General features: G+C 74.1%; 11 protein-coding genes and 1 pseudogene. 11 read left to right on the top strand and 1 reads right to left on the bottom strand.

Annotated elements, in window-relative coordinates; genetic code table 11:
• The 11 genes and pseudogenes from ACIBCJ_RS08515 to ACIBCJ_RS08565 all read left to right on the top strand — a co-directional run bounded on the left by ACIBCJ_RS08515 (position 1) and on the right by ACIBCJ_RS08565 (position 11,220).
• Positions 1-1,284, top strand: a complete 1,284-nt coding sequence (locus ACIBCJ_RS08515) for an MCE family protein (RefSeq protein WP_365979185.1) — start codon at positions 1-3, stop codon at positions 1,282-1,284.
• Positions 1,281-2,345, top strand: a complete 1,065-nt coding sequence (locus ACIBCJ_RS08520) for an MCE family protein (protein WP_362099111.1) — start codon at positions 1,281-1,283, stop codon at positions 2,343-2,345. The genes ACIBCJ_RS08515 and ACIBCJ_RS08520 overlap by 4 nt, the downstream gene beginning before the upstream one ends.
• Positions 2,342-3,385 carry an MCE family protein gene (locus tag ACIBCJ_RS08525; RefSeq protein WP_365979186.1) on the top strand — a complete coding sequence of 348 codons (1,044 nt, stop codon included), beginning with the start codon at positions 2,342-2,344 and terminating at the stop codon, positions 3,383-3,385. The genes ACIBCJ_RS08520 and ACIBCJ_RS08525 overlap by 4 nt, the downstream gene beginning before the upstream one ends.
• Positions 3,382-4,440: an MCE family protein gene (locus ACIBCJ_RS08530; protein ID WP_365979187.1), complete on the top strand. Its 1,059-nt coding sequence runs from the start codon at positions 3,382-3,384 to the stop codon at positions 4,438-4,440. Before ACIBCJ_RS08525 ends, ACIBCJ_RS08530 begins: the two co-directional genes overlap by 4 nt.
• Positions 4,437-5,660, top strand: coding sequence for an MCE family protein (locus tag ACIBCJ_RS08535; protein ID WP_365979188.1), 1,224 nt, complete (start codon positions 4,437-4,439; stop codon positions 5,658-5,660). Before ACIBCJ_RS08530 ends, ACIBCJ_RS08535 begins: the two co-directional genes overlap by 4 nt.
• Positions 5,657-6,976 (top strand): MlaD family protein, encoded by a 1,320-nt coding sequence (locus ACIBCJ_RS08540; RefSeq protein WP_365979189.1) that lies wholly within the window; start codon positions 5,657-5,659, stop codon positions 6,974-6,976. Before ACIBCJ_RS08535 ends, ACIBCJ_RS08540 begins: the two co-directional genes overlap by 4 nt.
• Complete coding sequence (locus tag ACIBCJ_RS08545; protein ID WP_362507726.1) at positions 6,973-7,485, top strand: hypothetical protein; 513 nt, start codon at positions 6,973-6,975, stop codon at positions 7,483-7,485. Before ACIBCJ_RS08540 ends, ACIBCJ_RS08545 begins: the two co-directional genes overlap by 4 nt.
• A 410-nt stretch (positions 7,486-7,895) precedes the next feature.
• Positions 7,896-8,429: pseudogene (locus ACIBCJ_RS08550) on the top strand (hypothetical protein); the annotation flags it as partial.
• A gap of 26 nt (positions 8,430-8,455) precedes the next feature.
• Positions 8,456-9,004, top strand: coding sequence for a nuclear transport factor 2 family protein (locus ACIBCJ_RS08555; protein WP_362099094.1), 549 nt, complete (start codon positions 8,456-8,458; stop codon positions 9,002-9,004).
• Positions 9,005-9,051: 47 nt separating this feature from the next.
• Positions 9,052-9,831: a hypothetical protein gene (locus ACIBCJ_RS08560; protein WP_365979190.1), complete on the top strand. Its 780-nt coding sequence runs from the start codon at positions 9,052-9,054 to the stop codon at positions 9,829-9,831.
• Between the two features lie 96 nt (positions 9,832-9,927).
• On the top strand, positions 9,928-11,220 hold the full coding sequence (locus tag ACIBCJ_RS08565) for a lytic murein transglycosylase (protein WP_365979191.1): 1,293 nt from the start codon (positions 9,928-9,930) through the stop codon (positions 11,218-11,220).
• 15 nt (positions 11,221-11,235) lie between these two features.
• Here the strand turns inward: ACIBCJ_RS08565 and ACIBCJ_RS08570 are convergent, their stop codons facing one another.
• Complete coding sequence (locus ACIBCJ_RS08570) at positions 11,236-12,969, bottom strand: histidinol-phosphate transaminase (RefSeq protein ID WP_365979192.1); 1,734 nt, start codon at positions 12,967-12,969, stop codon at positions 11,236-11,238.
• Positions 12,970-13,054: the final 85 nt, after the last annotated feature.

Consider the following 13,054-nt stretch of genomic DNA (forward strand, 5'->3'; position numbering starts at 1 on the left):
ATGAGCGGACCCGGCAAGGCGCGAGGAGCACGCGGGGCGCGGGGACAGAGGCTGCGCAACCGGCTGGCCGGAGTGGTGTTCGTGCTGGTGCCCGTCCTGCTGATCTGGCTGGCCGTCGCCGTCTACGACAAGAAGTTCACCGACTCCGACCCGGTCGTCGTCGAGACCGGCAGCGCCGGCAACCAGATGCACCCCGGCGCCGAGGTGAAACTGCGCGGCGTCGTCGTCGGCGAGGTCCGTGCCATCGACGCCACCGGCGACGGCGCCCGGCTCACCCTCGCCATGAAACCCGGCGCGCTGGACCACGTCCCGTCCGACGTGCGCGCGCAGATGCTGCCCACCACCCTGTTCGGCGAGCGGTACGTGGCCCTGGTACCGCCCGCGAACCCCTCGCCCGAGCCCCTGGCCGCCGGGGCCGTCGTCCCCCAGGACCGGTCCGCCAACGCCATCGAGCTCCAGCAGGTGCTCGACGACGTCCTGCCGATGCTCACCGCCGTCCAGCCGCAGAAGCTCTCCGCGACCCTGTCCGCCGTCTCGCAGGCACTCGAAGGCCGCGGGGAACGGCTCGGCGACACGCTCACCCTGCTGGACGAGCACCTGGAGGACTTCAACCCCCACCTGCCCGCCCTCAACCGCGACCTCAAGGAACTCGTGAAGGTCAGCCACGTCTACGCGGACGCCGCGCCCGACATCCTCACGGCGCTCACCGACTTCACCACCACCAGCGGCACCCTCGCCGAGCAGGAGGCGGAACTCGCCGCCACCCTCGGCGCCACGACCCGGACCGCCGAGGACACGACCGCCTTCCTGCGCCAGAACAAGGACAACATCATCCGGCTCGGCGCCACCAGCCGGCCCACCCTGACCCTCCTCGCCGAGTACTCCGCCGCCTTCCCCTGCACCCTGCGCACCCTCGCCGACTTCGTGCCGGCCATGGACAAGGCGCTCGGCAAGGGCACCGACCGGCCCGGCATCCACGTCGACGTCACCACCGTCGCCTCCCGCGGCGCCTACCGCCCCGGCCGCGACACCCCGGCGTACGACTCCGGCGGCGGCCCCCGCTGCCCCACCGTGCCCTACCTCGGCACCCTGCCCCGGCCCACCGCGCGCGCCGCCACCCCCGCGGCCGCGCAGGACCTCGGGCCCGCCAACTCCCCGCAGGAGAACGACCTCGTCAACGAACTGATCGCGCCCGCCGCCGGGAAGAGCCCCGGCGACCTGCCCGACTGGAGTAGCCTGCTCGCCGGACCCGTCTACCGCGGTACGGAGGTGACCCTCCGATGACCGGGCCGGACACCGCGCACACCCGGCGCCGCCCGCTGACCGGGCCGCTGGTCAAGTCCCTCGTCTTCGTGGTGGTCACCGTCCTCGCCACCACCGTCCTCGGCCTGAGCGTCGCCGGCACCGGCGCCGACTCCGACAGCGGAACCACCACCTACAAGGCCCTGTTCACCGACGTCACCGGGCTCGTCGACGGCGACAGCGTGCGGATCTCCGGGGTGACGGTCGGCAAGGTGACCGACGTACGCGTCGTCCACCGGCGCACCGCCCAGGTCACCTTCACCGTCCGCGACGACCGCAGACTCCCCAGGTCGACCACCGCCGCCGTGAAGTACCTCAACATGGTCGGCCAGCGCTATGTCTCCCTCGGCCGCGGCAGCGGCGACCTCGCCGGCACCCTCCCGGAGGGCGGCACCGTCCCGCTGGACCGCACCACGCCCGCGCTGGACCTCACCCTGCTCTTCAACGGCTTCAAGCCGCTGTTCGAGGGGCTCTCCCCGAAGGACGTCAACGAACTCGCCGGATCGATCGTGCAGGTGCTCCAGGGCGAGGGCGCCACCGTCGACAGCCTGATCCGCCACATCGGCTCGCTGGGCACGACCGTCGCCGCCAAGGACAAGGTGATCGGCGAGGTCGTCGACAACCTCAGCACCGTCCTGGACACCCTCAACGACCGCGAGGACGGCTTCGACGACCTCGTCGTCACCCTGCAGAAGCTCGTCACCGGCTTCAACCAGGACCGCAAGCCGCTGGGCGAGGCCGTCGCCGCCATGGGCGACCTGACCACCGTCACCGCCGGCCTGATCGAGGACGGACGCGCACCCCTCAAGGAGGACATCCGCGAACTGGGCCGGCTGTCGGCAGGTCTCGGCGAGCACACCCCGCAGATCGAGGACTTCCTGGAGAAGTCCCCCGCCAAGATGACCGCCCTGGCCCGCCTGTCCTCCTACGGATCGTGGTTCAACCTCTACCTCTGCGAGGCGCGCGTGAGCGGAGTGACCACCTCCGACGGCTCGAAGCCGCCCACCGGCATCGCGATCACCGAATCGAGGTGCCGCGGATGAGGCGTCCGCACCTCAGGCCCGTCAAGGAACGCAACCCGGTCGCCGTCGGCGTCGTCGGACTGCTCGTCCTCACCCTGCTCGCCCTCCTCGCCTACCGCGTCGACCGGCTGCCCTTCGGCGGCGGCACCACCTACAGCGCCGACTTCTCCGAGGCCGCCGGCCTGGACGAGGGCGACGAGGTGCGCATCGCCGGGGTCAAGGTAGGCCGGGTGACCGGCGTCGCGCTCGACGGCCCCAAGGTCAAGGTCACCTTCGAGGTCGAGGACGCCTGGCTCGGCGACCGCACCACCGCCGCCATCGCCATCAAGACCGTCCTCGGCGACAAGTACCTGGCCCTCGACCCGCTCGGCTCCGGCCGCCAGGACCCGGACGCCCGCATCCCGCTGACCCGCACCACCTCTCCCTACGACGTGACCCAGGCCTTCCAGGACCTCAGCGGCACCGTCGACGACATCGACACCGGGCAGCTCGCGGAGAGCTTCCGGACCATCTCCGACACCTTCAAGGACTCGCCGCCGCACGTGCGCAAGGCCGCCACCGGCCTGTCCGACCTGTCGAAGTCCCTCTCCAAGCGGGACGCGAAGCTCTCCGAACTCCTCAAGGGCAGCTCCGACTTCACCAAGACGCTGGAGGACAACACGTCCGGCTTCGAGACCCTCATCGAGGACGGCGGCCCGCTGCTCGGCGAACTCCGCGACCGCCGCGCCGCCATCAGCGCCCTGCTCAAGGGCAGCCAGGACCTCGGCACCGAACTCGGCGGACTCGTCAAGGACAACGAGAAGCAGCTCGGCCCCACCCTCAAGGCGCTCGGCCGCGTCACCAGCGTCCTGGAGGAGAACGACACCCGGCTCGGCGAGACCCTCGCGCTGGTCGGCCCGTACTACCGCCTGGTCGGCAACACCCTGGGCAACGGCCGCTGGTTCGACAGCTACCTGTGCGGTGTCGTGCCCCGCTCCTACCTGCCCGAGACCTCCCAGCCCGAGACCGGATGCCTGCCGCCGAAACAGCCGGCCGCGGCCCAAGGGAGCGGTGAGCGATGACCCGACGCCGAAAGATCCTCACCGGGGTGCTCGCCCTCGTCGTGCTCGCCGCCGGCGGCCTCGTCGCCGTCCGGGTCCTCGAAGCCGACGGCACCCGCGTCACCGCCTACTTCGACCGCGCCGTCGGCGTCTACGCCGGGTCCGACCTGCGCGTCCTCGGGGTCCGCGTCGGCGAGGTGGAGTCGGTGCGGCCCGAGGGCACCCGGGTCCGCGTCGGCCTGCGGCTGGACGAGGGGGTCGAGGTCCCCCGGGACGCGCGGGCCGTCGTCGTCGCGCAGAGCATCGTCGCCGACCGCTACGTGCAGCTCACCCCCGCCTACAGCAAGGGCCCCGTCCTCGCCGACGGCGCCGTGCTGCCCGCCGCCCGCAACCACGTCCCCGTCGAGATCGACCAGATCTACGACTCGATCACCGAACTCGGCGACGCCCTCGGCCCGGACGGCGCCAACGCCGACGGCGCCCTGTCCGACCTGCTGAAGACCGGCGCCGACAACCTCGACGGCAACGGCGAGGCCATCGGTGACAGCGTCGAGGAGTTCGGCAAGGCGGCCAGGACCCTCGACGGCAGCAGCGACGACCTGTTCACGACGCTGTCCAGTCTCCAGACCTTCACCACCATGCTGAAGAACAAGGACACCGACGTGCGCACCGCCCAGGAGGGACTGGACGACGTCGTCAGCTTCTTCGCCGACAACAAGGACGACCTGACCGGCGCGCTGGAGGAACTCGGCAAGGCCCTCGGCCAGGTCAAGACCTTCATCGAGGACAACCGGGGCGAGCTGAAGAAGAACGTCGACCGGCTCGTCCCGATCACCCAGACCCTCGTCGAGCAACGCGCCTCGCTGGCCGAGGCGCTGGACGTGGCACCGCTGGCCGCGGGCAACGTCGTGAACGCCTACAACCCCGACACCCGCACCCTCGACGGCCGCGCCAACCTCAACGAGATCAGTGTCGGCGGCCCGCTGCTGCCGCTGCCCGTGGCCGGGGTGTCCGACGGGGCCGGCACCGGGAGCGGCGGCGGACACGACGACGGGAGCAAGGGGGACGGCCGATGAGACGCGCAGCCCTCCCCAGCGGCCGGGCGGCCTCACTCACCGCGGGCGGACTGGTCGCCCTCGGCCTCGCCTTCGCCCTCACCCTCGGCGGGGTCCGGGTCGGGGTGCCGGGCTTCGACGGCTTGGAGGACCTGCCGCTGCCCGGCGGCGCCGACCTCGGCGACCACCCCTACACCGTCACCGCGGAACTCCAGGACGTGCTCAGCCTCGTCCCGCACGCCGCCGTACGGGTCAACGACGTCGCCGTCGGCCGGATCACCGGCATCGAACTCGGCGAGGACGACTGGTCGGCCCGCGTCACCATGGAGATCAACGGCGAGGTGCGGCTGCCCGCCGACGCCACCGCGCGGCTCGAGCAGTCCAGCCTGCTCGGCGAGAAGTACGTCCAGCTCGTCGCCCCCGCCAAGGAGACCGGAGCCGGCCGGCTGACCGACGGGAGCGTCATCCCGCTGGCCCGCACCAGCCGCAACACCGAGGTCGAGGAGGTGTTCGGGGCACTCTCCCTGCTCCTCAACGGCGGTGGCGTCAATCAGCTCAAGACCATCACCCGGGAGCTCAACGCGGCGCTGGGCGGCCGTGAACCCGAGGTCCGCTCGATGCTGAAGCGGGTCGACACCCTGGTGGGCGACCTCGACGACCACCGGGACGACATCACCGACGCCCTCGACGCCGTCAACCGGCTCTCCTCGACCCTCGCCACCCGCAAGGACGACGTCGACACCGTCCTCACCGACCTCTCGCCCGGACTGAAGACCCTGGAGAAGCAGCGCGGCTCGCTGCTGACCATGCTGCGCTCCCTCGACACGCTCTCCGGCGTCGCCGTCTCCACCATCGACGCGAGCAAGGACGACATGATCGCCGACCTCAAGGCCGTCGCACCGACGCTGAAGGCGCTCGCCGACGCGGGCACCGACCTGCCCGACTCGCTCCAGGTGATGCTGACCTACCCGTTCACCGACGAGGTGCTGCGCGGGGTGAAGGGCGACTACCTGAACACGTACCTGAGCGTGGTCGCCGTCCCCGGGACCGAGGTGATCCCTCCGCTGGTGCCCGGGGGCACACCGTCCCCGTCCGCGTCCGCGCCTCCCGGCGGCGGGGCGGACCCGGCCGCGAGGAAGCAGCCCGCCTCCCCGCTGCCGCTGCCCTCCGTGACCGGCTCCGGCTCCGGGTCCGGCCCGGGTTCCGCGTCCCGTCCGGCGACCGGGGGTGAACGCGGGTGATCACCCTCGCCGTACGGCTGAAGAACCTCGCCTTCCTCCTCATCGCCGTCCTCGCCCTGGCCTTCCTGGGCATCCGCTACGCCGACCTCGGCCGGTACGTGGGGGTCGCCGACTACTACACCGTGGACGTGCAACTCCCGCGCACCGGAGGTCTCTTCACCCACTCGGACGTCACCTACCGGGGCGTCTCGGTGGGGCGGGTCGGCCCGATCGACCTCACCGCCGAGGGGGTCGTCGCCGAACTGCGCATCAAGAAGTCCGCCCCGCGCATCCCCGCCGACACCAAGGCCGTGGTCGCCGGGCTCTCCGCCGTCGGCGAGCAGTACATCGACCTGCGGCCCGAGAGCGACGGCTCCCCCTACCTCGCCGACGGCACCCGCATCGAACAGGCCGACACCGAGGTGCCCGCGCCCGTCACCGACGTCCTCGCCAGCGTCGACGACCTCGCGAGCTCCGTCCCGCTGGAGGATCTGCGCACGGTCGTCGACGAGTTCGGCAAGGCCTTCGAGGGACACGGCGACGACCTCCAGGTACTGCTCGACAGCGGCAGCGACTTCGTCGAGGCCGCCGACCGGGCCCTGCCGTCCACCACCCTGCTGATCGACGACGGCGAGACCGTCCTGCGCACCCAGGCCCAGGAGGCGCGGGCCATCCGCGACTTCGCCGTCGGCGCCAAGGACCTGGCCGCCGCGCTCAAGGGCTCCGACACCGACCTGCGGCGCCTGCTCGCGGTCACCCCCGAGGCCGCCACCCAGGTCAGCGGTCTGCTGCGGGACCTCGACCCCAGCCTCGGCGTGGTCCTGGCCAACCTCCTCACCACCTCCGAGGTCGCCGTCACCCGGCAGCGCGGCATCGAGGAACTCCTGGTGAAGTACCCGGCCGCCGTCGCCGCCGGCGCCACCGCGGTCGACGGGGGCAAGCTGGACCTCGGCCTGGCCGTCACCTTCTTCAGCCCCCTGCCCTGCACCGACGGCTACGGCGGGACGCGTTACCGCAACGGCCTCGACCTCGGCACCGCCCCCGCCCTCAACACCGGCGCGTCCTGCACCGCCCCGGTCGCCGGCGGGAAGAACGTGCGCGGCTCGGCCAACGCCCCGAAGGGCGGCGCGGTACCCGACCCGGCCCGGCCCGGCTCCCTGCCCTCGGGCAGCCGCGGAGGCACCCCGGTGGACGGCACCCCGGCCAAGGGCGGCGCTCCGGCCGGGGGCGGCGCCCCGGCCCTCCCCGGCGCGCTCGCGCTGCCCGGGCAGAGCGGCGAGGCAGCGGGCGGCCTGAGCGGTCTCCTCGCGCCGGCCGGCACCGGGAGCGCGCGATGAGGCGGGCGCGGATCCTCACCACGGCGGGGCTCGTGCTGGCCCTCGCCTTCTGCGGTACCGGCGCGTGGACGTACACGCAGGCACGCACCGACGACGCGCTGGTGTACGGCCGGGAGCGGGACGAGGCGCTCGCCGACGGGCGCGAGGGCATCGCCGTGCTCACCACGCTCGACGCCGCCACCCGACAGCGGGCGGAGCGCAGCATCCGGGACTGGCGCGCCGTCTCCACCGGGCCGCTGCGCGAGGAACTCGGCGGCACCGAGCCCGAGGCGGGCAGCTCGGCGCGCGGCACGGTCACCGAGGCCGCCGTGACCGCGCTCGACACCCGGTCCGGCACGGCCAAGCTCATCGCCACCGTCCGCGTCGAGGTCACCCCGGCCGGGAAGGCAAAGCCGGCCACCGACCGCAAGCGCCTGGAGGCGGTGCTGTCCCGCACGGGCGAGGGGGAGTGGAAGGTGAGGGCGCTGAGCGCGGTGCCGGTCGCGCAGGAGAGGGGCGAGGAGCGATGACACCGACGTGGTGGCCGCGCAGGGCCGGCCGGCCGGAACCCGGCACGGAGGACGAGCGGCCCCGGCACCGGGAAGCGGACGCCGTGGACGAACCCGCGAAGATCCGCCTCGGGACCTCCGGTGCCTCCGGGACCCTCGGCACCCCGGACGCGTCTGGCACCTTCGGCGCCCCGGATGTCTCCGGGACCTCCGGTGCTTCCGGCAGCGCCGACGTCTCCGGGGCCCTCGATGCCCCGGACGCGTCCGACGCCTCCGACACTCCGGACGCGTCCGACGCCTCCGGCACCCCGGACGCCTCCGGGACCTCCGGCAGCCCCGACGTCTCGGGGGCCTCCGACGACGTCTCCGGGGCCCCCGGGGCCTCGGACACCCCCGACGCCTCCGGCGCCCCCAGCGACGGTCCCGCCTCCCGCCGGTCCGCCGGGCGCCTGCGGCAAGCCGTCCTGGCCGGGACCGCCGTCGCCCTCGTCCTCGGCGGCTGCGGCTTCCTCTACGCCGCCCACCAGCTGAGGTCGGCCGCGCCCGCCCGCAACCAGGCGCTCACCGACACCGGGGCCACCTCCCGTGTCGCGGGCGACGTCGGCAACGCCCTCGCCCGGGTCTTCTCCTACACGCCGGACGGCACCGCGGCCGCCGAGCGCTCCGCGGGCACCGTCCTCGACGGCCGGGCCGCCCGCCAGTACGCGACCCTCTTCGCCCGGGTCCGCGACGACCTCACCGAGCAGCGCGTCACCCTCAGCACCCGGGCCGTACGCACCGGAGTGATCGAACTCGACGGTGACCGGGCCCGCCTGCTGGTCTTCCTCGACCAGACCTCCCACCGGGGCAAGGGTGACGGCAAGGGCGACGGCGAGGCCGAGCCCACCACCGCCGCGGCCCAACTCACCGTCACGGCACGGCTGGAAGCCGACCGCTGGCGCATCGTCGACATCAAGGCCCGCTGACCATGCGCGGGAGACGGGAGCACCCCATGAGACGCCCGGTCCGCCTGCCCGGCGCAGGCCGCCTTCGGCCGCTCCCGGCCCTGGCCCTCGCGCTCACCCTCGTCGCGGGCGGCTTCGCCGCGTGGTCGGGCCAGGACTGGTACCGGGCGGCCCACGACGACCGGGCCGCGTACGCCGCCCAGCGGGACGCGGCCCTCTCCGCGGGGGAGCAGGCCGTGCAGAACCTGAACACGCTCGACCACCGCGAGCTGAAGCGCGGCCTCGACCTGTGGGAGTCCTCGACCACCGGCGAGCTGCACGAACAACTCGCCTCAGGCCGCGAGGCGTTCACCGCGCAGGTGAAGGAGGCCAAGACGGTGAGCACGGCCCGGGTGCTGTCGGGCGCCGTCACCGAACTCGACGACCGCGCCGGCCGGGCCAGGGTGCTGGTCGCCCTGCGCGTCACCGTCGAGGCGGCCGACGGGGCCAGGAGCGACAAGGACAGCCGCATGCTCGGCGAACTCACCCGGACCGACGGCCGCTGGAAACTCAGCGCCCTGGGCCAGGCCCCGGTGGGCGGCACATCGACCGGCTGACCGGTCCCGTACCGAGCGAGCCGGCCGCAGCGAGGAGGACACGCACCATGTCGACCACCCGTCACCACATCAACCGCCAGCGACGCCGCCAGGCCCGCGAGACCCGGCCCGCCGCCGCCTCCGCTGCCTCGGCCGGCCGTCCGGAGCGCTCCCGGGCGGCCGAGCGCGAGCCGGCCCGGACCGGCACGCGCGGCGCCACGGCCGTACTGGAACCCGCGAAGGACGCCACCGACGGCGCGTCCACCACCGGGGACGGACCGGAGGAACCCCGGGCCCGGTCGCGCCGCCGCCCCCCGGCCCTCGTGCTGCTGTGCGTGCTGACGGTGCTCCTCGGCGGCTTCGCCGGCTGGGCCCACGCGAAGGCCGAGGGGCTCAGGTCGGAGCCCGCGCGGAGCAACACCGCGCTGACCGACCTCGCCCGCACCAGCGAGATCAAGGGCCAGGTGGCCAAGGCCGTCGACCGGCTCTTCTCCTACGACCACGCCGACCCCGGCGCCCTCGACGCGGCGGCGAAGAGCCTGCTGACCGGCAAGGCCGTCGACCAGCACCGGGAACTGCTCGCCGACGTCCGCGCGCGGGCCGACGAGCAGAAGGCGGTGATCACCACGACGGTCACCGAGAGCGCGGTCGAACGGATCGACGGCGACCGGGCCCGCGTCCTCGTCTACGCCGACCAGAGCAGCGTCGCCACCGCCGGGAAGGCGGCCGCGAAGGACAAGAGCGCCGCCCAGGACGACGGGGTGTACGCGGCGGCCATGCTCGCGGTCGACGTCGTGCACCGCGACGGACGCTGGCGGATCTCCGCCCTGGACACCTTCGGCCGCTGAGGCCGCTGAGCACCGGTCCGCCGGCCGCACCCGCGGCCCGCCTCCCGCCCCGCACCCGCCCCGCACCCCCCCACGGATCCGACAGGAGTGACGACCATGTCCGTACGCCGTGCCCGACGCCTGTACCCCGGGCGGACCCGCAAGGGACTGCGCACGACCGCTCTCGCGGTGGCGGCCATGGCGGCCCTCACCGCCTCCCAGGCCCCCGGCCTGGCCCGCGACGCGCTGGACACCCGCTCCGAACCGGCGGCCGACGACCTGGGCCTGCCGACGGCGGACGGCCCCTCCGCCGGGCTCGTCCCGCCGGGCGACGGCTCCTACCACACCGAACTCCCGCCCCTGGTGACGCGAGGCGGCTCACCGGCGGCCCCCGCGCCGGGGCAGGCCGCCGACGTCCGTGCCCAGTCGGGCATCCCGGCCACCGTGCTGCGCGCCTACCGCGCCGCCGAGACGGCGGTCGGCCGGACGGACCCCGGCTGCCGGCTGCCCTGGGAACTGCTCGCGGCGATCGGCAAGGTGGAGTCCGGCCAGGCACGCGGCGGCGCGGTCGACCGCAGCGGCACCACCCTGGGCCGGATCACCGGACCGCCCCTGAACGGCCGGGGCTTCGCCCTGATCCGGGACACGGACGGCGGCGCCCACGACGGTGACGCGGTCTACGACCGGGCGGTGGGACCGATGCAGTTCCTGCCGTCCACCTGGGCCCGCTGGGGCGCGGACGGCAACCGGGACGGCCGGGCCGACCCGAACAACGTCTTCGACGCGGCCCTCGCGGCCGGGCACTACCTGTGCGCGGGCGACCGGGACCTGGGCCGGGCGGCCGACCTGGACCGGGCCGTGCTCAGCTACAACAACTCCCGCACCTACCTGGAGACGGTCCGGTACTGGCTGGAGTTCTACAGCCGCGGCGTCCACACCGTCCCCGACGGCAAGGGCGTCGTCCCGAAGAGCCCCGGCGCGGGCGGCGACACCCCGGCGAGCAAGCCCGTCGACGGGGAGGGCGGCAGCGGCGGTGGCGCGGGCCAAGGGGAAGGGGGAGGGGGAGGCAGGGACGACGGCATCGTCATCGGTCCGGACCCGAGCGGCACGCCGGGCGGCCCGGCGCCGTCCCCCTCGCCGTCCCCCGCTCCGTCCCGTCCCGTACCGTCCACGGCCCCGACCTCCCCGTCGGTGCCGCCGACCCTCCCGGGGCCCACCCGGCCGCCCACGCAGTCCCCGGACCCCTCGCCGGACCCGACCGGCCCGGGCCCTTCGCCCACCGACACGGACGACTGCTCCGGGCCCACGGAATCGCCGTCCCCGTCGCCCGACCCCACGGCCTCCCCGACGGGCACCCCCTGCCCGAGCCCGTCGGACACGTCGGCCGCCACCGGCACTCCGGCCGGGTAGGGAACCCGGCGGGACTCAGCCCGCCTGGCCCATCCCGGCCGCGTTCGGCCAGCCCGTCGCCGGGACCGACTCCAGCCCGTTGGTGCCCCTGACCTGGGCGGCCGTGAGGCCACCGCGGGCCGGCACGCCGGGCGGGGTCGGCCCGAAGGACGGGGTCGGCCCGAAGGGCGGTGCCGGTCCGACGGGCGGCGGATAGGCAGCGGCCGCCGGTATCGGTGCGGGCACGGACTGCGGCATCGGCGCGGGCACGGGCTGCGGCATAGGCGCGGGGGCGGGCTGCGGGACCGGCATGGGCGCGGGCTGCGGTGCGGGCACGGGCTGCTGAGGGACCGGTGCCGGGTGGGGGACCGGCACCGGTCCGGGGTACGGCACCGGCTGGGCGACCGGCGCCGGCCCGGGGACGGCGGCCGCCGCCGGAGCGACGGGCACCGCGGCGGGCAGCGGCATGCCGGTACCGGTGCCCGTGGCGGGGGCCGGAGCGGCGGCGATCCCCGGGGCGCCGGTACCGGCGGTCTGTGCGGTGATCGCGCGCATACCGGAACCGTTGGTCTCGTACATCAGGCGGTCCACCGCCGCCGTGCCCGAGCTGTAGCCGGTCCCGGTGGCCGGCCCGGGCACGGCGGCTCCCCTCCCGGCCCCGTAGAGCACCTGTTCCAGGCCCGACACCAGGCGACGTACGTCGACCTGGGGGCGCACCACGAGACGCAGGAAGCGGCTGGACGATCCGATCTTGTTGCCGCACTCGCGGACCAGCACCCGGTGCTCGGTGAGCATGCGGTCCCGCACGGCGGTGCCCTCCGCGCCCACGGGGAGGCGGACGAAGAGGAAGTTGCCCTGGGAGGGATAGACGGTCAGGCCCGGCAGCGCGGACAGCCGGGCGGCCATCTCCAGGCGGTCGCGCCGCACCTGGTGCAGGCTCTGCGCGTACTCGGGGCCGTGGTCGCGCAGCATGAACACCACGTGCTCCGCGAAGGAGTTGAGGTTCCACTTGGGCAGCATGGAGCGCACCCGGCCCGCGAGCGCCGGGTTGGCGACGAGGTAGCCGAAGCGGATGCCGTGCAGCCCGAAGTTCTTGCCGAGGCTGCGCAGCACGACGACGTTGGGGCGCAGCATCGCCTCCTGGATCACGCTGGGTTCGCTCTCCGCGTCGGCGAACTCCAGGAAGGACTCGTCGACCACCACCAGGTCCCGGTCGGCCATCGCGTCCATGAACTGCACGAGCGCCTGCTTGTGGAGGTAGCCGCCGTCGGGGTTGTTGGGGTTGCAGACCACCACGGCCCGGGTGCCCCGGGCGCGGACGAACTCGGCGTAGCGTGCCAGGTCGAGGGCGAAGCCGCTCGCTTCCTGGAGCGGGAACATGTCGACCCGCTTGCCGGTCTCCATGGGCTGGTCGGTCCAGCGGCCGAAGGTGGGGACGGGGACGGCGAGGGACTCCCGGACCAGCAGGTGGTCGATCCAGGTGATCAGCTCGGTGGAGCCGTTGCCCATCGCCACGCACTGCGGCGGGAGCTGGAGCAGACTGCACAGCTCGGCGGTGATGGTGTCGGCGCTGCTCGGGTAGTACGTGACGATGTCGCGCAGCCGGCCGGCCATTTCCTCGAACATCGCCGGGGTGGGGAAGTACGGGTTGCAGGGGATGCAGAAGTCCACCGGTCCCGCGCCCGCCTCGCCGCTCTCCCGCGTCAGCGCCGCCATCGAGGGGCTGTGCGCCGCGGTGCTGCGGAACAACGAGGTGACGTTGCCGGACACGTGGACCTCCGTAGCTGGGCGGCCCGCGGGAGCGCGGACCGCCCATGCATACGGAGGCGGACGGGACACCGTTCAACGCATGTGA

The organism is Streptomyces sp. NPDC051136 (genome assembly GCF_044455745.1).
Lineage (GTDB): Bacteria > Actinomycetota > Actinomycetes > Streptomycetales > Streptomycetaceae > Streptomyces.